Origin of the sequence: Rheinheimera sp. UJ51 (assembly GCF_020819615.1) — a bacterium.
Lineage (GTDB): Bacteria > Pseudomonadota > Gammaproteobacteria > Enterobacterales > Alteromonadaceae > Alishewanella > Alishewanella maricola.
The window spans coordinates 446392-470383 of sequence record NZ_JAJHOG010000001.1 but is presented as its reverse complement, the minus strand read 5'-3'; the positions used below and the strand labels follow the sequence as shown (position 1 = coordinate 470383).

Annotated in this window: 24 protein-coding genes and 1 tRNA gene; 17 read left to right on the top strand and 8 right to left on the bottom strand. The window is 45.7% G+C overall.

Going from position 1 to position 23992, the window contains the following annotated elements:
* Positions 1–289: 289 nt before the first annotated feature.
* Positions 290–1630: an N-succinylarginine dihydrolase gene (gene astB, locus LMJ53_RS02145; RefSeq protein WP_229584571.1), complete on the bottom strand. Its 1341-nt coding sequence runs from the start codon at positions 1628–1630 to the stop codon at positions 290–292.
* A gap of 224 nt (positions 1631–1854) precedes the next feature.
* Between astB and topA the strand changes: the two genes are divergently transcribed.
* Positions 1855–4440, top strand: a complete 2586-nt coding sequence (gene topA, locus LMJ53_RS02140) for a type I DNA topoisomerase (protein WP_229584570.1) — start codon at positions 1855–1857, stop codon at positions 4438–4440.
* A gap of 73 nt (positions 4441–4513) precedes the next feature.
* Here the strand turns inward: topA and LMJ53_RS02135 are convergent, their stop codons facing one another.
* Positions 4514–5278 carry a hypothetical protein gene (locus LMJ53_RS02135; protein WP_229584569.1) on the bottom strand — a complete coding sequence of 255 codons (765 nt, stop codon included), beginning with the start codon at positions 5276–5278 and terminating at the stop codon, positions 4514–4516.
* A gap of 260 nt (positions 5279–5538) precedes the next feature.
* Between LMJ53_RS02135 and cysB the strand changes: the two genes are divergently transcribed.
* A complete protein-coding gene (gene cysB, locus LMJ53_RS02130; RefSeq protein WP_229584568.1) occupies positions 5539–6516 on the top strand; it encodes an HTH-type transcriptional regulator CysB in 978 nt (325 codons plus the stop codon).
* Here cysB and mutH read toward each other — a convergent pair.
* Complete coding sequence (gene mutH / locus LMJ53_RS02125; protein ID WP_226752067.1) at positions 6502–7179, bottom strand: DNA mismatch repair endonuclease MutH; 678 nt, start codon at positions 7177–7179, stop codon at positions 6502–6504. The genes cysB and mutH overlap by 15 nt on opposite strands.
* A gap of 380 nt (positions 7180–7559) precedes the next feature.
* Between mutH and rppH the strand changes: the two genes are divergently transcribed.
* The 7 genes from rppH to LMJ53_RS02090 all read left to right on the top strand — a co-directional run bounded on the left by rppH (position 7560) and on the right by LMJ53_RS02090 (position 14481).
* Positions 7560–8066: an RNA pyrophosphohydrolase gene (gene rppH / locus LMJ53_RS02120; protein ID WP_226752078.1), complete on the top strand. Its 507-nt coding sequence runs from the start codon at positions 7560–7562 to the stop codon at positions 8064–8066.
* Positions 8067–8096: 30 nt separating this feature from the next.
* Positions 8097–10355 carry a phosphoenolpyruvate--protein phosphotransferase gene (gene ptsP / locus LMJ53_RS02115; RefSeq protein ID WP_229584567.1) on the top strand — a complete coding sequence of 753 codons (2259 nt, stop codon included), beginning with the start codon at positions 8097–8099 and terminating at the stop codon, positions 10353–10355.
* 72 nt (positions 10356–10427) lie between these two features.
* Positions 10428–11240, top strand: coding sequence for a prolipoprotein diacylglyceryl transferase (gene lgt, locus LMJ53_RS02110; protein ID WP_229584566.1), 813 nt, complete (start codon positions 10428–10430; stop codon positions 11238–11240).
* On the top strand, positions 11237–12085 hold the full coding sequence (locus LMJ53_RS02105) for a thymidylate synthase (protein WP_229584565.1): 849 nt from the start codon (positions 11237–11239) through the stop codon (positions 12083–12085). Before lgt ends, LMJ53_RS02105 begins: the two co-directional genes overlap by 4 nt.
* A gap of 343 nt (positions 12086–12428) precedes the next feature.
* On the top strand, positions 12429–13049 hold the full coding sequence (locus LMJ53_RS02100) for a FlgO family outer membrane protein (RefSeq protein WP_229584564.1): 621 nt from the start codon (positions 12429–12431) through the stop codon (positions 13047–13049).
* Positions 13046–13708 carry a FlgO family outer membrane protein gene (locus LMJ53_RS02095; protein ID WP_229584563.1) on the top strand — a complete coding sequence of 221 codons (663 nt, stop codon included), beginning with the start codon at positions 13046–13048 and terminating at the stop codon, positions 13706–13708. Before LMJ53_RS02100 ends, LMJ53_RS02095 begins: the two co-directional genes overlap by 4 nt.
* A gap of 77 nt (positions 13709–13785) precedes the next feature.
* Positions 13786–14481 carry a FlgO family outer membrane protein gene (locus LMJ53_RS02090; RefSeq protein WP_229584562.1) on the top strand — a complete coding sequence of 232 codons (696 nt, stop codon included), beginning with the start codon at positions 13786–13788 and terminating at the stop codon, positions 14479–14481.
* A gap of 164 nt (positions 14482–14645) precedes the next feature.
* Here LMJ53_RS02090 and LMJ53_RS02085 read toward each other — a convergent pair.
* Both LMJ53_RS02085 and LMJ53_RS02080 read right to left on the bottom strand, forming a co-directional pair.
* Positions 14646–14720 (bottom strand) — tRNA-Arg (locus tag LMJ53_RS02085).
* A gap of 101 nt (positions 14721–14821) precedes the next feature.
* Complete coding sequence (locus LMJ53_RS02080) at positions 14822–15958, bottom strand: flagellar assembly protein T N-terminal domain-containing protein (protein ID WP_229584561.1); 1137 nt, start codon at positions 15956–15958, stop codon at positions 14822–14824.
* 236 nt (positions 15959–16194) lie between these two features.
* Here LMJ53_RS02080 and LMJ53_RS02075 point away from each other — a divergent pair, with 236 nt between their 5' ends.
* Complete coding sequence (locus LMJ53_RS02075; protein WP_229584560.1) at positions 16195–16656, top strand: LPP20 family lipoprotein; 462 nt, start codon at positions 16195–16197, stop codon at positions 16654–16656.
* A 48-nt stretch (positions 16657–16704) separates the two neighbouring features.
* Here LMJ53_RS02075 and flgN read toward each other — a convergent pair whose 3' ends face one another.
* The 3 genes from flgN to flgA form a co-directional block, all read right to left on the bottom strand.
* On the bottom strand, positions 16705–17139 hold the full coding sequence (flgN, locus tag LMJ53_RS02070; RefSeq protein ID WP_229584559.1) for a flagellar export chaperone FlgN: 435 nt from the start codon (positions 17137–17139) through the stop codon (positions 16705–16707).
* On the bottom strand, positions 17139–17456 hold the full coding sequence (gene flgM, locus LMJ53_RS02065; protein ID WP_229584558.1) for a flagellar biosynthesis anti-sigma factor FlgM: 318 nt from the start codon (positions 17454–17456) through the stop codon (positions 17139–17141). Before flgM ends, flgN begins: the two co-directional genes overlap by 1 nt.
* A gap of 78 nt (positions 17457–17534) precedes the next feature.
* Positions 17535–18260, bottom strand: coding sequence for a flagellar basal body P-ring formation chaperone FlgA (gene flgA, locus LMJ53_RS02060; protein WP_229584557.1), 726 nt, complete (start codon positions 18258–18260; stop codon positions 17535–17537).
* A 126-nt stretch (positions 18261–18386) separates the two neighbouring features.
* On the opposite strand from flgA, the gene LMJ53_RS02055 reads away from it, so the two are divergent.
* The 7 genes from LMJ53_RS02055 to LMJ53_RS02025 all read left to right on the top strand — a co-directional run bounded on the left by LMJ53_RS02055 (position 18387) and on the right by LMJ53_RS02025 (position 23957).
* Complete coding sequence (locus LMJ53_RS02055; protein WP_229584556.1) at positions 18387–19316, top strand: chemotaxis protein; 930 nt, start codon at positions 18387–18389, stop codon at positions 19314–19316.
* Between the two features lie 16 nt (positions 19317–19332).
* Entirely contained in the window at positions 19333–20166 is an 834-nt protein-coding gene (locus tag LMJ53_RS02050) for a CheR family methyltransferase (RefSeq protein ID WP_226751794.1), read from the top strand.
* 63 nt (positions 20167–20229) lie between these two features.
* Complete coding sequence (gene flgB, locus LMJ53_RS02045; protein WP_229584555.1) at positions 20230–20631, top strand: flagellar basal body rod protein FlgB; 402 nt, start codon at positions 20230–20232, stop codon at positions 20629–20631.
* Positions 20632–20633: 2 nt separating this feature from the next.
* Positions 20634–21053, top strand: coding sequence for a flagellar basal body rod protein FlgC (gene flgC / locus LMJ53_RS02040; RefSeq protein WP_226751796.1), 420 nt, complete (start codon positions 20634–20636; stop codon positions 21051–21053).
* A 10-nt stretch (positions 21054–21063) separates the two neighbouring features.
* Complete coding sequence (locus tag LMJ53_RS02035) at positions 21064–21747, top strand: flagellar hook assembly protein FlgD (protein ID WP_229584554.1); 684 nt, start codon at positions 21064–21066, stop codon at positions 21745–21747.
* A 26-nt stretch (positions 21748–21773) separates the two neighbouring features.
* A complete protein-coding gene (gene flgE, locus LMJ53_RS02030) occupies positions 21774–23060 on the top strand; it encodes a flagellar hook protein FlgE (RefSeq protein ID WP_229584553.1) in 1287 nt (428 codons plus the stop codon).
* A 150-nt stretch (positions 23061–23210) separates the two neighbouring features.
* Positions 23211–23957: a flagellar basal body rod protein FlgF gene (locus tag LMJ53_RS02025; RefSeq protein ID WP_229584552.1), complete on the top strand. Its 747-nt coding sequence runs from the start codon at positions 23211–23213 to the stop codon at positions 23955–23957.
* Positions 23958–23992 lie beyond the last annotated feature (35 nt).

The following is a 23992-nucleotide window of genomic DNA, read 5'->3' as shown; positions in this document are numbered from 1 at the left end:
ACCGGCAATGCTAAGCCCTGTTTCAATAAGTCCAGGGTCTAAAACATCTGACAAACTATCAAAGTTAACGGTATGACTATTTACTAAAACGGTTTCCAGCGCTTGGCTAATATGCATAAAAAAGGCCTACAGAGTTCATTCTGTAGGCCTTTATATACCAACCACTGGATCGGTCAACCGATCTGAAAAGTTCTTAACTGATCGGCATTAGCCTGAAGGCTCCTTTTTTATTTCCTATTTTTTAAAACAATTAACGATTTAAGTAAATAGGTGTTTAGCAATATTTAGCCTAACGCTGAAAGCTATACACCGAACCCAACTTAAGTAATTGCGTCAATTCATCCAAGGCAGTGCGCGATTCGATGATGAGTTGTGGATCGGCTAAATCAGCTTCCGATAACCGATCACGGTAATGTTTATCAACCCAGCTATTAAGGTTAGCAAATAAGCTATCGTTCATCATCACTGCAGGGTTTACCGCTTGGCGTTCTTGCTCGTTCAATACCACTCTTAAACGCAAGCAAGCAGGGCCACCACCATTTTGCATGCTTTGCTTCACATCAAAATAATGTACGTTTTTAATCGGGGTATTTTGCTGGCACAAGTCAGTAAGGTAACGATACACGCCAGCATGCTCTTGGCATTCTGTTGGCGCGATAATCACCATTTCTCCCGACGGCAGATTAATCAATTGGGTGTTAAATAAATAAGTACGGATGGCATCAGCCACCGAGACGTGTTGATTTTTGACTTCGATAAAGTGCAGCTGGGCATCACCAGGAAACTTTTGTTTGATCTCTTGTAAGCTGGCCGCTGTATTCAAAAAAGCTTGCTCATGAAAAAACAGCACGTTACGGTTGCCAACGGCGATAACATCATTATGAAATACGCCCTGATCAATCACCTCAGGGTTTTGCTGCATAAAGACGGTGTTAGCATCGGTTAGCCCGTGTAAACGTGCTACAGCTTGACTGGCTTCGACTGTTTGCCTAGCTGGATAGCGCTGTGGTGCAGGTTTACTTTGATTAAAGGCATAACGGCCATATACAAAGAGTTCAAGACCGCTTTGCCCATAGTCACTGCACAGACGCGTATGATTAGCCGCGCCTTCATCGCCAAAGTGCTCATTATCAGGTAAATGCAGATGATGCGCGAAGTGCTTATTGTCACTGAAAATCGCTTGCAGGATCCGACCGGTGGTCGTTGGTTCAAGTGAACGATGAAATTTGTTCGTTAGGTTTGCTGGGGTAAAGTGAATTTTTTTATCTGGCGTATCGCCGCTGGGAGAAACGGTTGCTGCGTTGGCGGTCCACATACTGGATGCAGAACACACTGCGCGGTAAATTTCAGGTGCCTTTGTTGCGGCGTCTTGCATAACTTGTGCATCACTGCCACTAAAACCTAAGCGGCGTAGCATGCCCAAATCGGGGCGTTCTTGCGGTGCAAGCACCCCTTGAACCATGCCAAGGTCATGTAATGCCTTCATTTTTTGCAAGCCCTGTTTAGCAGCTTGTTTTGGGCTTGAATGATTTTTGGCATTGTTTAAAGACGCCACATTGCCGACTGATAAACCGGCATAATTGTGGGTCGGGCCCACGAGCCCATCGAAATTTGCTTCATAAGCTTGCATAGTTTTTCTTATCCTTTGTTAGTTGCGGTGCTGTTTTTGTTATTTTTACGACCGCGAGATGTTATGCTTCATTTTTTGCTGAGTGACAGGCCTTATCGCAGAATAATTGTGGCCTATTTGCATAATAATCAGTTTAGACACTTGTCACAACAGCGGTTTGCGGATATACGTTTAAAAAAGGGCACCACAAAATGGTGCTGTAATAGGGGATCTCTGGGTTTAAAATGGCGAAATCACTGGTAATAGTCGAATCACCGGCAAAAGCAAAAACCATTAATAAGTATCTGGGCAATGACTTTATCGTCAAGTCTAGCGTGGGTCATATTCGGGATCTACCTACGAGCAGTAGCAAAGATAAAGCTAAGGCTACCGATAAAACGCTTAGTAAAGACGAAAAGGCCTACCAAGCTCTGGTTGATCGAATGGGTATTGATCCCGAGCATGGCTGGAAAGCACGCTACGAAATTTTGCCTGGCAAAGAAAAGGTCGTGAAAGAGCTAAAAACGCTGGCTGATAAAGCCGACATCGTTTATCTAGCAACAGACTTAGACCGTGAGGGAGAGGCCATTGCATGGCATCTTCGTGAAATTATCGGTGGCGAAGAAAGTAAGTTTAAACGCGTGGTGTTTAATGAAATAACAAAAAACGCCATTACTCAAGCCTTTGAGCAGCCAGGTCGGCTTAATGTTGACCAAGTTGATGCCCAACAAGCTCGACGTTTTCTTGATCGCGTTGTCGGCTTTATGGTTTCACCGCTGTTATGGAAAAAGGTCGCCCGTGGTTTATCTGCTGGCCGTGTGCAGTCAGTGGCTGTGCGCTTGGTGGTTGAACGCGAGCGTGAAATTAAAGCCTTTGTTCCAGAAGAGTATTGGAGCATTGACGCTGACACCGTTACGGCTGCGAAACATGCCTTACAATTAGCGGTCAGCAAATATCAGGGCAAAACGTTCTCGGCGGTAAACAAAACGCAAGCGGATCAAGCCCTGTCGTTATTAAATAAAGCCCAGTATCAGGTTTTAGATCGGGAAGATAAGCCCAGTAGCAGCAAACCTCAAGCGCCGTTTATTACCTCGACATTGCAGCAGGCGGCCAGTACGCGGCTGGGTTATGGTGTGAAAAAAACCATGATGTTAGCGCAGCGGCTATACGAAGGCGGGCATATTACCTATATGCGTACCGATTCGACCAATTTAAGCACAGAAGCTGTGGCAAATTGTCGTGATTATATCGAGCAAAAATTTGGTAAAGCCTACCTACCTGCCGATCCTATCAGTTATGGTAGTAAAGCGAATGCTCAAGAAGCGCACGAAGCTGTACGTCCTTCTGAAGTCACGGTGCTGGCGTCTGATCTCACTGATATGGAAGCCGATGCCAGAAAATTATATGAGCTGATCTGGCGGCAATTTGTTGCCTGCCAAATGCCTGCAGCACAATACGACGTGACCAACATTACCGTTGCAGCGGGAGATTTTGAATTAAAAGCCAAAGGGCGCGTGCTACGTTTTGATGGTTGGACTAAAGTTCAGCCGGCGATGAAACGCAAAGGCGATGAAGATAATGAGTTACCAGATGTGCGCACCGGTGAACAACTTACTTTAAAAGAACTGCACGGTGCGCAGCACTTTACTAAGCCGCCCGCGCGTTTTAGTGAAGCCAGTTTAGTTAAAGAGTTAGAAAAACGCGGTATTGGCCGGCCATCAACTTATGCTGCGATTATTTCGACCATTCAAGATCGTGGCTATGTTCGGGTAGAGAATAAACGCTTTTATGCTGAAAAAATGGGTGAAATCGTTACCGATCGTTTAGTTGAAAACTTTGATGATCTGATGAATTACGACTTTACCGCCAACATGGAAGTGAAACTCGATGATATTGCCAAAGGGCAGTTAAGTTGGCGTAAAACGCTTGATCAGTTCTATCAAGGTTTTACCGGTAAACTGAAAACCGCTGAACTTGACCCAGAAGAGGGCGGGATGCGGGTGAATCAGTTCGTCTTAACCGATATTGAATGTCCTACCTGTGGCCGTAAAATGGGTATTCGTACTGCATCTACAGGGGTGTTCTTAGGATGCTCAGGCTATAACTTGCCACCAAAAGAGCGCTGCACCACGACGATGAATTTAGTCTCGGGTGAAGAAGCGGTTAATGTCACTGACGATGAACTTGAAACGGAAGTGCTTCGCCAGAAGAAACGTTGTAGCAAATGCGGTACAGCTATGGACAGCTACTTGATTGACGAGCAGCGTAAATTGCATGTCTGTGGTAATAACCCTGAGTGTGATGGTTATCAGGTTGAGGCCGGGCAGTTTAAACTGAAAGGCTATGAAGGCCCTGAAATTGAATGTGATAAATGTGGCGCGCAAATGCAGCTCAAATCGGGCCGTTTTGGTAAATATTTCGGTTGTACCAATGCAGACTGTAAAAACACCCGAAAATTATTACGCAGCGGTGAAGCGGCGCCACCAAAAGAAGATCCTGTTCATTTACCTGAATTAAAGTGTGAAAAGTCGGATACGTACTTTGTGTTACGCGATGGTGCGGCCGGTTTATTTTTAGCCGCGGCAACCTTTCCGAAATCACGCGAAACCCGAGCGCCGCTAGTGAGTGAGCTTAAAACATTCCGTGAGCGTATTTCACCGAAGTTTTATTATCTGGCTGATGCCCCTGCTAAAGATAAAGCTGGTAACCCTGCTATTGTTCGCTGGAGTCGCAAGACTAAGCAGCAATATGTGATGACTGAGCAAGAAGGCAAAGCCACCGGTTGGGCGGCATGGTATGAAAATGGTCGCTGGGTTGTCACAGAGAAATAAGCTTTAGATGCTTTGCGTATAACATGGGCACTAAAACGTTAGATGGATAAGCGTAAATGGTAAGGCCTTGGCCTTACCATTTCTTTTTGGGAGCAAATAGCTCATCGAGATCTTTGTTATCTTTATCGCTACGTTCTGCGATGTCTTTGGCATTACCGCTTTTTAACTCTGCCGTGATCTCAGCTAACTGCTGCTGCGCTTCGGCTTGGCGCTGACTCACATAGTCGTTTTGATGATTGGTTGCTGCGAGTAGTTTTAATGCTTTTTCATAGTATTGCCGAGACGAGCCCATCATCTTATTGGTGCGGGCACTCTTACCGCGCTTAATTTGTGTCTCGACAGTAATACGTAATTGCAACAGATCAAGTCGTGCGTCCTCGTCTACCACCAATTGCGTTTCCACTTTCCCTCGAGCGTGCTCTGCTCTTAGCATGGTTCTGAGCTTTTTAATGGCTTTGAACATGGCGATACATTGCTGATCATCATCAGGTAGGCTGATATTATCTGCAACAGCCCCCGTATTATTTTTCAATTCTTCGATACGGTTTTCAGTATCTTCTAGGCGCTGGCGTAAGTCCCGCTGCTCGGGTTCGAGCTGTTTCATGGCTTTTAACAAATAGCTTACTCGGCGCATCAGCATTAAGGAGATACCGTTAGACATCGGCACATTCGTAGAGTTAAACAAAATTTCTTCTGTTTCTTCTAATGCATGACGCAATTTAGTGAATTCAGCACGTTTTAAGTTTTGAATTTTCTCTTTATGCTGCTGCACCACATTGACTGTAATGGCGATAATCACCAGTGCTAAGATTAGCGTGATGATTAGGGAAAATACCATCGATACCTCTGCCTTCTATTTTTCGGTGCGATAAGCCGCAGCGTTGCCTGCGTAGTGATAAGTCTACGCGTCATTTTTCCGCTCAGCTTTACAAAATCAACTTTAGACTAGCAAAAATCGCACCATAAGCCAGCTATTTTTAGCCAGCAACCTCGACTATTTGCTAAAACAAAATGTTATAGATAGTGCTATTATACAAAACTATTGGAATATTTGGGCTATCCAGATTGTTGACCGTTACCGGGTAAGGAAGTCAATTAATGAAATTGCAGCAACTGCGTTATATTGTCGAAGTAATGAATCATAACCTTAATGTCTCTTCTACGGCAGAAAGTTTATTTACCTCACAGCCTGGTATCAGTAAGCAAGTACGGATGTTAGAAGACGAGTTAGGCATTCAAGTATTTGGACGTAGTGGTAAACACTTAACGCATGTTACACCTGCTGGTCGCGAAGTGATTGAAATAGCCCAGCAAATATTGGCGAAAGTTGACAATATTAAAGCCATCGCTAAAGAGCACACCTTACCCGATCAAGGTAAACTCAATATTGCGACGACACATACGCAGGCCCGCTATGCGTTGCCTCCGGTGATTGGTAATTTTATGCAGAAGTTCCCCAAGGTCTCGCTGCATATGCACCAAGGTACACCTCAGCAAATTTCTGAAGCCGCTTCACGCGGTGATGCCGACTTTGCCATTGCCACTGAAGCGCTGCACTTATACCACGATCTGGTGATGCTGCCTTGTTATCATTGGAATCGCAGTATTATAGTGGGAAAAGATCATCCCCTTGCGCAACTGGATCACAAAGTACAAATTGAAGATGTGGCCCGTTTTCCTATCGTCACTTATGTTTTTGGTTTTACCGGGCGCTCAGAGCTCGATCGCGCTTTTGCCGCGAAAAATTTGGAGCCGCATATTGTCTTTACCGCTACCGATGCCGATGTCATTAAAACTTACGTGCGTTTGGGTCTGGGCGTTGGCGTGATCGCTTCAATGGCGATTGATCCGAACTTAGACAAAGATTTAGTCGTGATCGAAGCAGGGCATTTATTTGAAGCGTCTACCACCAAAATTGGTTTTCGAAAAGGCGCATTTTTACGCACCTACATGTACGAATTTATTGAGCGCTTTGCGCCACACTTAACCCGTGATGTAGTGGAAAAAGCCAATGCTTTGCGTACTCAAGAAGATATTGATCGGATGTTTAGTAAATTTGTATTACCGATCCGCTAGTTGAAATTCTTGCTGTAAAATAGCCTGAGTAAAGTGACTTTTCAGATAAAAACCCCGCGGTAAAGTCTGGATCGGTTCGCCATGCGCACCGATCGCTTTCGTTAGCGCTTTGCTATCGGCTGCCTTAGGCCGTAATTGCAAGGCCTTACCGTGAGCCCCTCGAATATTAGCGATACCGCCTAGGCTAATTAACTCCATTAACTCTTCCCAATCCTGTTGCAAAATAGCTGCTTGTTCAGCATTCGGTTGCCATAAAAAACCTTGGCCTATAATCCGTTGATGTAGGGGAAGTTGTCGCTCAGCCAAGATAGGCAACCATAATACTCGCTGTAATTTCTGACAAACCCAAGAATCCGCCCAATGTTGGCCAATGTTACCCGTTAATGGCGCCACACACACATAGGTACTTTCCAGTGGTTTGCCGCTGTGATCAATGGGCAGTGTTTTTAATTCAATGCCTAACTCTGGAAAATCAGGCAAAGCCTGTGAACCTGCGCTCGCGCCTAAGGCTAATTCCATGAGTTGACCGACCCAGCCTTTATCTTTACGCAGATCTTTGGGGACAGGTTGCGATAATTCTGCTGCTAATTGCCCCAGCGTTAAACCGGCAATACGTTGGCAGTTAGTCAGAAGTTCGGCAGTAGATTGTGGTTTTGCAGACATGTTGCGCTATTTTGAACATTACTGCTTTTACCCTAGCATTATTTAAGGCTTTTGGCTGTTTAAAAAGGCAGCAAACCGACTTATGCACAAAAGTATTTGGTATTTCAAAAGCGCTAAATATAATTAATTACATGAAATATATAGAGAAAATGACAAGGTTTTGTTTGAAGTTATTTGCGAGTTTCGAGTTATTAAGTGGCTAACTGGGCCTTAGTCACAGCTTTATGCACAGCATCTGTGAAAAAGCTCACATTCGCGCGCTGCTTGCTGCGTTATCTGTGGATAACTTATGGGGTGTGATTGAAAAATACCGTTTGCCGCCAAGACGACTTTGTGAAAGAATCCTCTATATAGCAGATTTAACATCGCTTGAGGTTTGTGTGATCGATGCCGAGGGTTTCCGGCCCAATGTCGGCATAGTGATTTGTAACACCCATGGACAGGTGTTTTGGGCGAAAAGATATGGTCAACATTCCTGGCAATATCCACAGGGTGGCATTGATGACGGTGAAACACCGGAAGAAGCCATGTTTCGCGAATTGCATGAAGAAGTCGGGCTGCGGCCTGAAGATGTGGAAATTATTGCGACAACCAAACATTGGTTACGCTATAAGTTGCCGAAACGGCTGATCCGCAAAGACAGCAATCCTGTGTGTATTGGACAGAAACAAAAGTGGTTTTTACTGCGTTTGATCTGTCGGGAAGAGGATGTCAATCTGGCGAAAACCAGTCATCCGGAGTTTGATAGTTGGCGATGGGTCAGTTATTGGTATCCGGTGCGGCAGGTGGTTTCCTTTAAACGGGAAGTGTATCGCAAGGTTATGAAAGAATTCGCTCCGGTCGCTTTGCCGTTTGTTCGCCGGGACAGTATAAAACGAAAAACTTGAAATAAAACCTGCACGTGAAATGAGGTTACTATGCTAGGCCAGCTGCGGCGAATTGTTCAGGATGTGGCACAAGAGCCGATACTAAACAAAGCTATGGCTGGCTTGGTTAGCAGCGTTAAGCATGCGTTGGAAACCGAGTGTTGCTCGGTTTATTTGGCGGATTATAAGCAACAACATTTTATGTTGATGGCCACTGACGGCTTAAATCAAGATGCTGTGGGTAAAGTGGCTATTGGTTTTTCCGAAGGTCTGATTGGTTGGGTGGGGCAGCGTGAAGAGCCCATTAACCTTGCCCAAGCTCATTTACACCCTCGCTTTAAAGTCACTCCTGAAGTTAGCGAAGACAGCTTTTCGGCCTTTTTAGGTTGCCCCATTATTCATCATCGTAAAGTACTGGGTGTATTAACCATTCAGCAAGCGGCTGAACGGGTATTTAGCGAAGATGAAGAATCCTTTCTGGTAACATTGGGCGTGCAGCTTGCTTCGGTGTTAGCGAATGCTGAAATGCGTGATGCGGCGACACGCATTACCCCTTTTAGCCAGCAAGGCTCGCAGTTTCATGGTCTACCTGGTTCCCCCGGGATGGCCATTGGTGAAGCCTATGTCGCGCAGCCGGCCAGTGACTTTGCTGCTATTTCGTTAAAGCGCGCCGAAGATCCAGAAAAAGAATTAGCCTTGTTTTATCGGGCCGTCAAAATCACCAAAGCCGAATTTAATCGTTTAGCTGAGCGCATGTCGAGCCATTTACCGGCCGATGCATTAGCTATTTTTGATGTGTATCATCAGCTTCTTGACGCTGCCAGCCTGGGGCGCGAAATCGAAATTCAAATTACCGATGGTTGGTGTGCCAAAAGTGCTTTAAAACGCGTGGTAGAGCGTTTTGCCCGGCAATTTGATGATATGGATGACCCTTACCTGAGAGAGCGCGGTTTAGATATTCGTGATCTGGGGCAGCGGGTGCTCAATAATTTATTGGATACCGAACAGCGCCGGGCTAAATTACCCGATAAAGTGGTGTTGGTGGCTGATGAAGTTACGGCGACTATGTTGGCCGAAATTCCACGTGAGCAATTAGTTGCCGTGGTTTCATTACGAGGCTCGGTAAACTCGCATGCCGCTATTATGGCTCGCGCTTTAGGGATCCCAGCCGTGATGGGGGTGAGTGAGTTACCGCTGTTGCACTGGCATGCGCAGCGCGTGATTGTCGATGGCTACCAAGGCCATATCTTGTTATCGCCCTCTGAAGCACTCTGCCATGAATATCAGCGGCTTATCACTGAAGACGTTGCGCTAAATGCACGTTATATGGAAGAAATTAGCTTACCATCGGCTTCAAAATGCGGTGAGCAGTTTAAATTTATGGTGAACTCGGGGTTAGCCGTTGAGTTAGAAAATGTCCACGCCCAATACACGGATGGCGTGGGGCTTTATCGCACAGAATTTCCGTTTATCATTCGTGACCAATTTCCGACAGAGCAAGACCAAGTCGAGTTATATGCGCAAGTGCTGGGCAGTTATCCGGGTAAAACCGTCGTTATGCGCACGCTCGATGTCGGTGGGGATAAAGCACTGCCTTATTTCAGTATTATTGAAGAGAACCCCTTTTTGGGATGGCGCGGTATCCGTTTAACCCTAGACCATCCAGAGATTTTCTTGGTGCAAATTCGCGCCATGATCCGCGCTAATATTGGCCATGACAATTTGCATATTTTGCTCCCGATGATTTGCGATTTGCATGAGGTGGATGAAGCCATTCGTTTGGTGAAGCAAGCTTGTTTTGAGCTAAGTGATGAGTTAGAAATCACTTTACCGCTGCCAAAAATTGGCGTGATGATTGAAGTGCCTTCAACCTTGTATTTGCTGCCAGAGCTTGCGGCAAAAGTTGATTTTTGCTCGGTAGGTACTAACGATTTAACCCAATATTTGTTAGCCGTGGATCGCAACAATGCACGGGTTGCGAATTTATATGATGCTTTGCATCCGTCTGTACTACGCGCGTTATACCGTTTAGGGCAAGACGCTCAGGCGCTCCACTTTCCTATTAGTATTTGTGGTGAGTTGGGTGGCGAGCCCGCCGGGGTATTGTTACTGGCTGCAATGGGCTTTCGGCGCTTTAGTATGAACAGCAGTAATTTAGCGCGCATAAAATGGTTGTTACGGCGGGTTGAGTTGGCAGAATTACAGCAACTACTCACAGAGGTGTTGCAGTGCCATTCACCCAAACAAATACGAGCACAAGTGCAACGCTTTTTAGAGCAAAAACAGTTGTTAACTCAGCTTAGAGCCTAAATATTCCAGCCTGATAATCCAATTTCATTGTAAAGTCACTGCCACTGCAGTCGTCAGTAATTAAGGAAGTTTATGACAAGTTCGGCAATACCCTTTCCTAATATCGATCCGGTTTTACTTGATCTGGGGCTGGTTAAAATTCATTGGTACGGCATGATGTATTTGTTAGCCTTTGGTTTAGCCTATTGGCTGGCGACTCGTGCTGCAGCCAAACCGGGTTCAGGTTGGAACAGCGATCAGGTCAGTGATCTGTTGTTTTACGGTTTTGTGGGAGTGCTGTTAGGCGGTCGTGTTGGCTATATTTTATTTTATAATTTTGCCACTGTGCTCAACGATCCCTTGTATTTATTTCGGATCTGGGAAGGCGGCATGTCATTCCATGGCGGTTTAATCGGTGTACTGACTGCGATGGCCCTGTTTGCGCGTAAGTATCAAAAAGCCTACTTAGCGCTGGGCGATTTTGTGGCGCCGTTGGTACCACTGGGCTTAGCGGCTGGGCGCATGGGCAATTTTATCAATGGCGAATTGTGGGGCCGTACTACTGATGTGCCTTGGGCGATGGTTTTTCCAGGTGCTGGTGCGTTGGGCCGACACCCATCGCAGCTTTACCAAGTGGCGTTAGAGGGCCTGTTATTATTTATCGTTATCCTGATAGTGCGACGCCTGCGTCCACCGGTTGGTGTGGTCGGTGGGGTCTTTTTGTTAGGTTATGGTTTGGCACGTTTTACCGTTGAATTCTTCCGTGAGCCTGATGCACACCTGGGCTTATTATCACTTGGCATGACCATGGGACAATGGCTTTGCTTACCTATGATGTTAGCCGGCATCGGGATTATGGTGTTTTCGTTCAAGCAAGGCAGAACGTCAGGAGTGAGTAGCCAATGAAGCAGTATTTAAAACTTTGCCAGCGCATTATTGATGAAGGGGTTTGGGTTGATAACCAACGCACGGGCACCCGCTGCTTAACGGTGATCAATGCTGATCTTGAATACAATGTGGCTGCGAATGAGTTTCCGTTATTAACCACGCGTAAAAGTTACTATAAAGCCGCCATCGCTGAATTATTAGGTTATCTTCGTGGTTATGACAATGCTGCGCAGTTTCGGGAACTGGGCTGTAATACCTGGAATGCGAATGCCAACGAAAATTCAGCGTGGTTAAATAATCCCGCCCGCAAAGGGATTGATGATTTAGGCCGTGTTTATGGCGTGCAAGGGCGGGGCTGGCAGAAGCCTGATGGCTCGCGCTTAGATCAGTTACAAAAACTGGTTCACAACTTATCGCAAGGGATCGATGATCGCGGCGAAATTTTGACTTTTTATAATCCTGGTGAGTTTGAATTAGGCTGCTTACGGCCTTGTATGCACACGCATACCTTCAGTTTACTAGGCGACACCTTATCACTGACCTCTTATCAACGCAGCTGTGATGTGCCACTGGGCCTGAACTTTAATCAAGTACAATGCTTTGTGTTATTGGCTTTAATCGCGCAAATTACCGGGCATAAGCCTGGCAAGGTTTATCATAAAATCGTCAATGCACATATTTACGAAAATCAGTTACCACTATTAAAACAGCAGCTACTACGTGAGCCGTTCCCGCTGCCGAAATTACACCTTAACCCCAATATCAAAACACTCGCCGATATTGAGCAATGGGTCACTCCTGATGACTTTACCTTAGAAGGTTATCAATCGCATCCGGCCATTAAATACCCATTCAGTGTTTAATTATCGCTGCCTTGCTGCGGCTAGGGCGAGAGCAGGCTAGCTTCATAACGCTGTGTATTGGCAGCGTTATGCTCAATGCCGAGCAGTTTAGTATTTAGCATAATTCGGTTTGCTTAACTGACTTACGTTGGCGTGATGCTGAGTTATTTTTTAGTAAAAGTCTGTATGGTGCGGCAATAACATTACGTATTCTTAATATCGCACCTAGTGATAGCCGCAATTTCACACTTATTGTCAACGCCTGCCCTAGTATTTCGCTTAAAACACCTTAGCGTCAAGAACCCAGCTAAATTTCTGGCGTGGTTTTTGCTTTGAAACAGTAATCGACCAGGATGAGGTGATCATGAAATATCTTCTTGCCAGTGCAATATTGCTGCTGCTTTGTGGCTGCGCGCAAAAAGCAGAGCCTGAACCGACTGTCAAAATGCCATTGCGGCAAGTTTCTGCCGTCGGCTTAAGTGCGCGGCCGCTGGATTTTTACACGCATCGTTTAGCACAAACACTGTTTGCTTCGATCAGCAGTGAGCACTTTCGCAGCCCGTTGGCGGTTAGTAGTTTTCTACCCGCACGACAACTTAGCCTGGCGCAATTAAGTGAGCAAGAGATTGATTTAGCGAATCAACTCGCTGAAAGTATGCTTAGCGAAGCGGTGCAACGAGGTTTTGTCGCTGTAGATCTGCGCTTACGTCAAGAGTTGTTATTGCAAAGCGATCATGAGCAAGCGCTATCTCGGCAGTTATCGGCGCTACGCCAACAGCATGGTGCCAGAGCATTATTAACCGGTACTTATACCGTGCAAGAAGATGGTTTAGTGGTTAATGTGCGTTTAATTGAGCTGGATAATCAGCAAGTGATTGCCGCAGCCACCGATTTTGTGCCACACAATGTGATGTGGAGCCCAGATAAAATACAAAAACGCGGTAATTATTTATTCCGCAGTGATCGGATCGGAGAGAAACCATGAGAGCTTTTGTTATCAGTGCTGTTGTTGCCCTTAGCTTAACCGCTTGCGTACAACAGGCCAGCCAACAGCCGAAAATTGTGCCAGAGAATGCGGTGACGATGCGGGGAGAACTGGCTCGAGAGCAGCGCATTGCCAATCAACAAGCCTTTGAACCGCAATCTGTGACGCAGCACTATCGGCAAACCCCAGTGGTGACGCTGGATCATTATGCGCGTAATCTAGTACAAGAGTTGATGACCAACCACCATAATGCCGATGAGAATGCGATGGTGGCAGTAACCGATTTGGCGTTTATTGATACGGATTTACAGCAAGGTTCTGTGTTTACCAATCATCTTAGCGAAGCAATTATTTACGATTTGCATTTGTTTGGTGTGCCAGTATTAGATTATAAAGTCACGGATTATATTCGTGTTACCCCACAAGGTGATTTCGTACTGAGCCGGGATTTTAACGAGCTTTCTGCAGAATTACCGATTAAATATGTTGTGACCGGCACCGCCACGCTGCATCAAGCTGGCATTATGCTCAATGCGCGTTTAATTCAAATTGATAGCAAAAGAGTGATCTCTGCGGCGCGAACCTTTGTGCCTGCAGCCGTCTATAATGCCATTTTGCAGCAGCATGGCGATGCCACATTAAAATTAAAACAGGGTTAACCCCTTTGGCGCTAAAGAAAGGCTTGCATGGGTCGATAAAGAACTGACATGCTATGTCAGTTTTTTAGGAGAACGCCATGATAAAAAAGAACCTGCTGCTGCTCAGTTGGGCAGCGCTGTTGCTGGGCTGCCAAACGCATCATCAAAGTCAGCAAGGTTACATACCTTGCGATACCAGTGGTCATTGTAATTCTGATGTGCGTGCGCAATCTCATGGCGCAGAGCAAAGCGATACGATTCGACCTGTACCGTCAGCAAAACCAATCAATGCTGATCGGCAGCAAGGCTGGTCAGTACCTTATCAATATGTCACCAGTTTACAATCGAATAAGCAGCTCAACGATTATGTGGCGCAAATGGCGATGCAGCTGGTTGAGAACTTTCATTATTTCCCAACAGAATCTCGCATCGCGGTCGCCTCTTTTGTCGATTTAGATGGTGAGTTAAATCGAACGAACATCGTTGGCAATCAGTTAGCAGAAGGCTTTATTCACCAATTGCAGCAATTTGGTTTGCAGGTAGTCGATTTTAAAACCACGCGCGATATCCAAATTACCCGAAATGGCGATTTTGTATTTAGTCGTGATCACGCAAAACTCGATATGCTGCAGCAAATTGATTTTGTCTTATCGGGTACGATGATCTTCACGCCACGCGGTATCATGGTTAATGCGCGCATCATCAATTTTCACAGCAAGGTCGTGGCCGCCAGTTCGCAATTGCTCATTCCACACTTTGTCATCAGCTCGCTTTATCCGGGCATTACCCGTTAAACACTGCCAGCCTCGAGGGCTGGCGTTGTTATCACTGTGATTTCTCTATCGACAAACTGGCATCTGCACCCTGCAGCGGTGTGGCTAAGGCGGCTTAATCCGCAGTCACCGGCATGGCACGTGATTGCTGGAAAGCTGTTTTGGTATGAAAGAAGCTTTATTCATGGCTGCCCCAGCAGGAATCGAACCTGCAATTGCCCCTTAGGAGGGGGCCGTTATATCCATTTAACTATGAGGCAACAGGGCGCAGAGTCTAGCAGAATAAAACCTTGAAGTGAATATTACCTTGCGACCGCTTATGCTGTTGTTTCATCACTCAGTAAGCGACCTTGATAAAAGGCTATCGGCTTTGAAAGCTAACAATATCACCGGGTTGAATATGATTGAGCAATTGTTGGCTAAGCGAGGCGGCCCATGCGCCTTCTGGGGTAATATCGGTAATGGTGAGTTGCACAGGGCTATCAAGTAAACGCCGCAAATCGGCTTGTTGTGGATCGCGTTGCACCTGAATTAAATTAACCTGGTCGCCCACTTTTAAACCATGACTGCTGCCTAAACCAAGCTGAATGTGTTGTTGCTTTACTTGGCGAATTTGCGCGAGCAACGGTTGGCATTGGGTTTGTTCTTGAATATCTTGTGCCACGGTACGGAGTACTTGATCAATTTTTTGGCCATAGGGCATGCGCCAAAATGCCACACTGTGGCTACTGGGTGTGGTGTTATCTTGATCTGGCCAAAAACTGCTGGTGCGGTATTCTTGTTGATAACGCACTCGTCGCTCATAGGTATCAAACAACACCACTTCTAAAGTAAAGAAGCGTTCGCGTTGGCTGCTTTGCCAAAATTTGCTGATTTTATCACCAAGTGATAAATCTTGAATGGTGGCGAATAAAATAAATTGTTGGCCTTCTGCAAAAAACTGATCGGCAACATTGGCGGTTAATTGAGATTGCGCTATGGGTTCGTCACGCACTTGTAATGCTAAGCCTGGGCCAAAGTCACGCAAATGGCGCGACAGCTGTCGTGTACTGTGTTCACCTAGTTCAAACAACTGGCCATAAATGGCGTCTTGCCGCGCATCTAAATGCACTTGGGTGACCAATAATGGGTTTCGAAAATTAGCCGCACAGCTTTTAGCCATGGGCAAGATATGGGCTTTTAGCGTAATAAACACCTGTTGTTGACTGTGCGTTTCTGACAGTAATTGTACTTGTCGCAGCTCTGCGCTAGTGCTAAGCGTAACCGAGTGATGTTGCAAGATCCCTTGCACCACCTGTTGTTGGCTTTCTAATTTTGCCCCTGCAAATAAGGTAGCGCGTTGCAGTGCATCTTCAATAGCTGCTCGACGCGCGCTATCTAAATCGCCACGTTCAATACTGGCTTGCCCGGTGGCTTCATACCAGTTGGCGTAAAGCGAACTGCTTTGGCTTAAAGCGGCAAGCCCGAACAAGAGGGTGGATAGAATGCGTATTCTCATAGTCTGCCATCGTGTGAATTTATTGATTAGGTGTAAGCGCCTATTTCATTGTTTGCTTAGCGTAAGCTAAGCACCGGCGTTACAACGTATCTACTACTAAGGTACAAGCAAATAATGTGCCGAACTGGATCTTTGTAATGACTGGCGCGAATTTTGCTTAGGTTTTGATATCAGAAAAGCGTTGGTTTAGGCAGCGCCCGCTATCTGCCTTACTTGCCGTGACAGGATGGGTTATTATGATAAAGAACTTAAGCGCAGTTGTGATCCTTACAACATTAACAACAGCTTGCGGCCAATTGGCTGATAGACATATTGAATATCAACAAGAAACGCCACTGGCTTTCCCGGTGATCACGGCGCTAGGCGCAGCGCCAATATCAGCACAACCGGGTGCGAGTGACAGCCAGCGTATGTTAATGGCGATGCGGGCCTCTAAATTAGAAGCTTATCGAGAATTAGCTGAGCGGGTTTATGGTCAAAGAATTGACAGCAAAAACACCTTAAGTGCCATGGTCGCGCAAAATGATGTGTTAGAAGCGTCAGTGCAAGGTGTGATCCGCGGTGCGCGGGTAGTGAAAACCTACGCGGTTGAAGATACTTATATTACCGAGCTATCGCTGGATTTTGCCGAGGTATATGCAACCTTGCAGCATACCGAGCCGAAGCAAAGTATTCGCAGTGTACGTTATTTGTGGTGATGGCAAGGCCTATTAAGCGCCAATAATTGCTTAATAGGTAAAGTTGGATCAAGCTTTTACGCCGCTGCCTTTACTATCTACAGCCGGTTTGCCTTTGTTGGTGTAGGTTAAGCCGGACTTACCGTTCGCTGATAAAATCTCATGCTTTAATCGACCTAGCGTTAACTGGCTGTGTTCTAAAACCTGCTGGTTAACGGCAGTTTGTTGTTTGCACTGCGCCAATAAATCATCCAAAACAGCAATACGCTCATCAAACCAAGAGTGTTTGCGTTGCTCTGCCAGATCTTCAGATTGGCTGAGTGCCGTATCGGTTTGTTCAATTTGTAGCAATAAGGTATTTTTTTGTTCGATGATGTCGTTTAAACGCGGTACATCACGTTCGGTAACCGCTTTAAGCTCATGTTCTAGCAACAACAAAAGCGCAGATAAATGCGCTTGTTGTTGGTTCAGGCAGGTGAGGGTGGCGCTTTGTGCTGTATTCATTAGCGGTCGAATAAATCGCCCTCAAATTGCATGATACGCTTAGCTAACTGCTCAACATTAATTTTGTATTTGCCTTCAGCAATGGCCTGTTTAATTTTATCGACTTTCTCTTGATCGATACCGCTACTGTTACTGGCCTTTTCTTGCAATTTAGAAAATTGCTGAGCCTGCGGTGTAATAGAAACCGAATCTTGCTTTTGCGTTGCCTGACTACCGGCATTTTGCTGCACAGTAGTTTGTTGGCGCTGCACCAGTTGATCATTTTTATCTGTTTTAACCTGCGGAGTATTTTGCAAGTTATTAATATTAATCGCCATAATAGAACCTCTTCACCTAAACTTTAGTCCTTATGCTTAGGTTAACGGCCGCTACAAAGAAAACTTTAGGTTTATTTTCTAAAATTTTACTTGAACTTGATTAACCCCAACAACCTCTGCTTGAATACTGCGCCCAGATTGCTGGTTTCTCACGGTAACTATAGCACCTAGGGTACCATCTTGCTGTACCACGCCAGTGGCAGTAACAGATAAACCGCTGTTATTAATTTCTATTGTAACAATATCACCCCGGCATACAAGACAAAGATCTTGAAGGTTGATAATTTGACCAACACTCAGGCTGCGTTTATTTTTACTACCAATAATCTCAGCCGGTTGCTGCACAATATTACCCCGAACTAAGCGTCGCTCACGGCGCTCAATTTCTAGCATATCGGCCGTGATAGCCGTTCCTGGAGAAATATTTTGCCGCATCACCACTAAATCAAGATACTCGGTGATCCTAGCTGAGATAAACAACTGCCAAGCCACAGGGCTGTCACAGCTTAGTTGCACGGTGGTTTGGCGCGGATTGTAGCTTGCCGGTAAACTAAATTGCAGGGCATTAGCACATTCTTTATCACCAATCCGAGTATCCAAAGGGGTCACGCTTACCTCAGTATCTGCTGACAGTTCGCTGGCTAAGGTGTTTTTTAACCAATTTTCTGTCAGGGTCGTTAATTGCTCGGGACTATAGTTTGCTAAGGTATTTTGCTCGGCAAAAGCCGATGCACTCAGCGTTAAACCTAAGCACAGTGCCTTGATTAAAGCGGTGGTATTACGAAAATTTTCATACTTTTTCATAGGGTTTGTCTATGCTTAACTAATAAAGGGCTATAACATACCTGAATCATGTATTGACGCCGATTTTCTGACACTTAGAACCAATCATGCAAATACCACGCCTAAGGCTGAAGTAAGGAAACCCAGATGTCCAGTATTCTAGATTCCGTCAACCAACGCACCCAACTTGTGGGTCAGAATCGATTGGAGTTATTGCTGTTCAAGCTTGCTGGACGCCAGCGTTATGGCATTAACGTGTTTAAAGTGCGTGAGGTGTTGCAATGTCCGCGTTTAACCAGCATGCCCAAACGCAACAAGTTTGTACGTGGTATTGCGCACATTCGTGGTCAAACCATATCGGTCATTGATTTGAGCTTGGCTATCGGCGGGCGAGAAATTCAAGATCTATCCACCGCGTTCATTATTATTTCTGAGTATAACCGCTCGGTGCAGGGCTTTTTAGTTAGTTCAGTTGAGCGAATCGTTAATATCAACTGGGAAGCCATCATGCCGCCACCAAAAGGCACCGGTGGTAAGCAAAGCTATTTAACGGCCGTGACCGAACTGGATAAAGAATTAATTGAGATCTTAGATGTTGAAAAAATTCTCGAAGAGATTTCACCCTCACCGACAATGATCCACGATGAAACGGTGTCGAAAAGCATTGCAACTGATTTAGGTGATCGAATTATTTTAATTGCCGATGATTCTACCGTGGCGCGTAATCAGGTGAAACGGGCATTAGAGCCATTGGGTGTAAAAATGCACTTGGTCAAAAATGGCCGCGAAGCGCTGACCTACCTGCAACAATTAAGTGAACAATGCCAACATTCGATTACAGAAAAAGTGGGTTTGCTGATCTCTGATATCGAAATGCCGGATATGGATGGCTATACCTTAACGGCGGCTGTGAAAGCCGATGTGAAACTGCGACAGTTACATGTGATTTTACATACCTCGTTAAGTGGCGTGTTTAATCAGCAAATGGTACAAAAAGTGGGGGCTGAGGATTTTATTGCAAAGTTTAATCCCGATGAGTTAGCGCAATCAGTGCAAAAATGGCTCCACGTTGAATAATTGGTAAGGGTCATGCGTGCAGAATAAGCAGTTACAAGAATCGGAATATCGGCAATTTCGGGATTTTCTCGAGCAACAGTGCGGTATCGTGCTGGGTGATAATAAGCAATATTTGGTTAAAAGCCGTTTAACTCCCTTAATGCAACGTTTTAGCCATGGCAGTTTATCTGAGCTGGTTGCCAAAACCATGAGCCCGTTTGAACGACAGTTACGCTCAGCCGTGATTGACGCCATGACCACCAATGAAACCTTATGGTTTCGTGACAACTACCCGTATGAGCTATTAAAGAATCAATTATTGCCGGAGCTGGAAAAAACTTGCCGCAGCGTCAAAATTTGGTCAGCGGCCAGTTCATCGGGGCAAGAGCCTTATTCTATTTCAATGACCGCGCTAGAGTTCCAGCAAAGCCGACCAAATGCCTTTCCTGGCGGGGTGAATATCCTCGGTACCGATATTTCTAATACGATGCTGGAGCATTGCGCCAGAGCCGAGTACGACGGCTTAGCCTTAGCGCGTGGTTTATCACCTGAGCGGCGCACGCGGTTTTTTGAAGATACCTCTAATGGCATGATGCGCGTTAAAGATAACGTGCGTAAAAGAGTGACGTTTCGGCATCTTAACCTGTTAGACAGTTATACCCTGCTAGGAAAATTTGACATCATATTCTGTCGTAACGTATTGATTTACTTCTCTCCTGAAGTGAAAGCGAAAATAATTAAACAGTTTGCTCAGTCATTAAACAGTAAAGGCTATTTAATCCTCGGGGCCTCAGAGTCATTATCAACCATGAATGAAGACTTTGACATGCTGCGTTGTAATCCTGGCATTATCTACCGCAAGAAATCTTAACTCTGCATCTTGGCCTGCTTTTTGCTTCCTCAAATTAAGGTTACAACATGAGGTGGCAAAAAAATGGCAATCAGTTTAGACAAAGCCTTTGGCATGCACGAACAAGCGTTGCTGGTTCGAGATCGTCGTGCGCAAGTGCTGTCAGAAAACGTCGCTAACGCTGACACTCCTGGCTACAAAGCTAAAGACATCGATTTTCAGCAAGCGCTGGTGAACGCCCAATCTCGGCAACGCAGTTCCATGCAGCGGACGCATGATGGGCATTTCCCCATTTCAACTGCAACCCGGCATGAAGTGAAGTTTCGCAATCCAGAACAAACTGACACCGGCGATGGTAACAGCGTGGATATGAACCGCGAGCGTAATGCCATGATGCAAAATGCCATCGAATACCAGACCAGCCTACAATTTTTGAATAGTCGGATCAGTGGCTTGAAAAAAGCACTGACAGGAACAGGACAGTAATTATGAGCTTATTTAAAGTGTTTGATATTGCTGGCTCTGGCATGACCGCCCAGTCAGTGAGAATGAATACCACAGCCAGTAACATTGCCAATGCGAATAGCGTTAGCAGTAGTATCGATCAGGTTTACCGTGGTCGTCACCCGGTGTTTGCCACCGAGTTTGCGCAAGCGCAGCGGCAACAAGATGCCGGCTCTGGCGTTAAAGTGCTGGGAATTGTCGAATCTGACGCGCCACCGAATGTGGAATATGCGCCCAATCACCCGTTGGCGGATGAAAATGGCTATGTCTACAAGCCCAACGTCAACATTATGGAAGAGATGGCGAATATGATTTCAGCGTCTCGAGCCTATGAAACCAACGTACAAACCGCAGATGCCGCAAAACAAATGTTAATGCGCACCTTACGGTTAGGTCAGGGGTAAGGAGTAACGCATGACAACCATTAATACAAATTCTGCGCTAGAAGGGATGTACTGGGATACTGAGAAAAAAGTTGCCGATAAAAACAATGGCGCTTTAACGCAGTCTGACTTTTTTGCTTTGTTAACTCAGCAATTAGCTTATCAAGACCCGACCAAACCGGTAGAAAATGATCAGATGATCGCGCAGATGACCAACTTTACCATGGCCGATGGTATCACCAAGCTTAATGATAACTTTAGTAGCTTGGCGCAAAGCATGTCGTCTAATCAAGCCTTGCAAGCCTCATCACTAGTAGGGCGCAGTGTGCTGACACAGTCTGACCAATTAGTTTTCACCGGTGAGTCGCTCTCGCGTGGCCAAATAAACCTGGAACAACCAGCGGATAACATGAAAGTGATTATCACTAAACCCAATGGCGAGCTAGTTTCTACATTTAGTGTAAATCAACCGCAATTGGGTAAAAACGAGTTTGCTTGGGATGGCACCAATCAAGCTGGTGAGACTGTTGCAGCTGGGCTTTATAACATCAGTGTTGAAGTCAGTGCCAGAGGCAAAACGGAAAATGCCCCAGTACAAGTGTATACCCCTGTATCCAGTGTCAGTATGGGCAACAACGGTAACGGCATTACACTGAATTTATTAGGCATTGGGGCAGTGAAACTGGCCGATGTGTTAGAAGTTTCTTATGGTTAATACAACCGCTTAAGGTGAGGTAACATATGAGTTTTAATATAGCATTAAGCGGTATCGCCGCTGCACAAAAAGATTTAGATACCACAGCAAACAACATCGCTAACGTTAATACTACGGGTTTTAAAGAATCTCGTGCTGAATTTGCCGATGTGTATGCATCTTCAGTATTTCAAGCGGGTAAAACCAAGGTCGGTGATGGTGTAAGAACATCTTCTGTAGCTCAGCAATTCCAGCAAGGTTCATTGTTATTTACCAATAACTCGTTGGATCTGGCTATTACCGGTGATGGTTTTTTTGTTACCGCTTCGGAAGTGGGTTCGCGTGATTATGGTTATACGCGTGCCGGTGCATTTAAGCTGGATGCCAATAACTTCTTAGTTAACAACAATGGTAGCTTTTTACAAGGCTATCCGGTTGATGCAGAAACGGGCTCGACTACCTCGGTCAGTTTAAGTACAACTAATCCTATCCAGATCCCCACTACTGCTGGCGCACCCAGCGCAACGCGTGATGTGTTTGTTAGTATGAATTTAGACGCACGATCATTGCCGCCAACCATAACCGTTTTTGATCCCACTGATCGTGGTTCTTATAACAGTACCACGTCTACCACTATTTACGACAGCTTAGGGCAGGCACACATACTCAGCGTGTTTTTTGTTAGAACAGATCCCTTGGCAAGTAATACCTGGGATGTCTATACCACATTTAATGGCACAATCGTCCCATCTGCTACAACACAATTAGCTTTTCAACCAAATGGTACCCCTGACGATACCAACTTTAGTGACATTACTATTTCGCCGGCAGATTTAAATGGCTTATTAAATAATGGCGCTAGTTTCGGTGATTCAGGTGATTTTGGTATTCGCTTTCGCGATCAAGCCGCAACACGTACACCAACCCAATACGCTTCTGCTTTTGAAGTGGGGACATTAAGTCAAAACGGCACTACTGTTGGCCGTTTAACAGGGCTAGATATCGATGTGGGTGGTAAGATTATGGCGTCTTATTCTAATGGCGATCAGCAGTTTTTAGCGCAAGTAGCCATGGTACGGTTTGCTAACCCACAGGGTTTAAGTCAAGCAGGATCGACCTCTTGGAAAGCCAGCTTAGCCTCGGGTGAGCCGTTAGCCGGTGAGCCAAATACCGGTACCTTTGGTAGCATTCAAAGCTCGGCGTTAGAGCAGTCAAACGTTAACTTAACTACAGAATTGGTTGATTTGATTAGCGCCCAGCGTAACTTCCAGGCCAACTCGCGGGCCTTAGAAGTAAACAGTACCTTGCAACAAACCATCTTGCAGATCCGATAAACGATTTATCGGTCGAATCAAGCCACCTGCGGGTGGCTTTTTTTTAATCAAAATAGCCTGTTTTATCAAGCTGGCACTTTTATTGCTTAACTATAGTTAAGCAATAAAAGTTTTGTTAAGTAAAAACGGCAAGTCCCTGCGAGGTTTATTATGGATCGTCTGTTATATATCGCCATGAGCGGTGCCAAAGAGAACATGAATGGCATCAGTGTTCGCGCAAATAATCTGGCTAATACCGGCACAGTCGGCTTTAAAGCCGATTTTGAGCAAGCACGAGCCATGCAAGCCTTCGGTGAAGGTTTGCCCACCCGAGTGTTTTCGTTAACAGAGAGTCCAGGTCAAAACTTTGACAGTGGTGCGATGATTATTACTGAACGTGAATTAGACGTGGCTATTCAAGGTGACGGCTGGTTTGCTGTGCAAGATAAAGACGGTAATGAAGCCTACACCCGTGCTGGCAATTTACAAATTAGTGCCAGCGGTATGTTGATGACCGCCAGCGATTTGCCGGTGATGGGCGATGCGGGGCCGCTGCAGTTACCCGTGCCGCTAGCGAAGATGGAAATCGGCGCTGATGGCACCGTGATTGCCAGAGCGCAAGGCGCTCCGGCAAACGCGTTAGAGGAAGTAGGGCGTATTAAATTAGTACAACCGGAATATGCCGATATCGTTAAAGGTAACGATGGCTTGTTTCGACGTAAAGATGGTCAGGATGCCCAGGCCAGTGCCAATGTCACTTTGCTTAGCGGCGCCTATGAGGGCAGTAATGTCAATGCGGTTGGCGAAATGACCACGATGATCAGCTTACAGCGCCAGTTTGAATTACAAGTGAAAATGATGAAGCAAGCTGAGCAAATGGATCAACAGCAAAATCAGTTGCTGCGGATCATGGGTTAACGCTTTTTCTTTTTACCGTTTTACTTCAGCCAGCA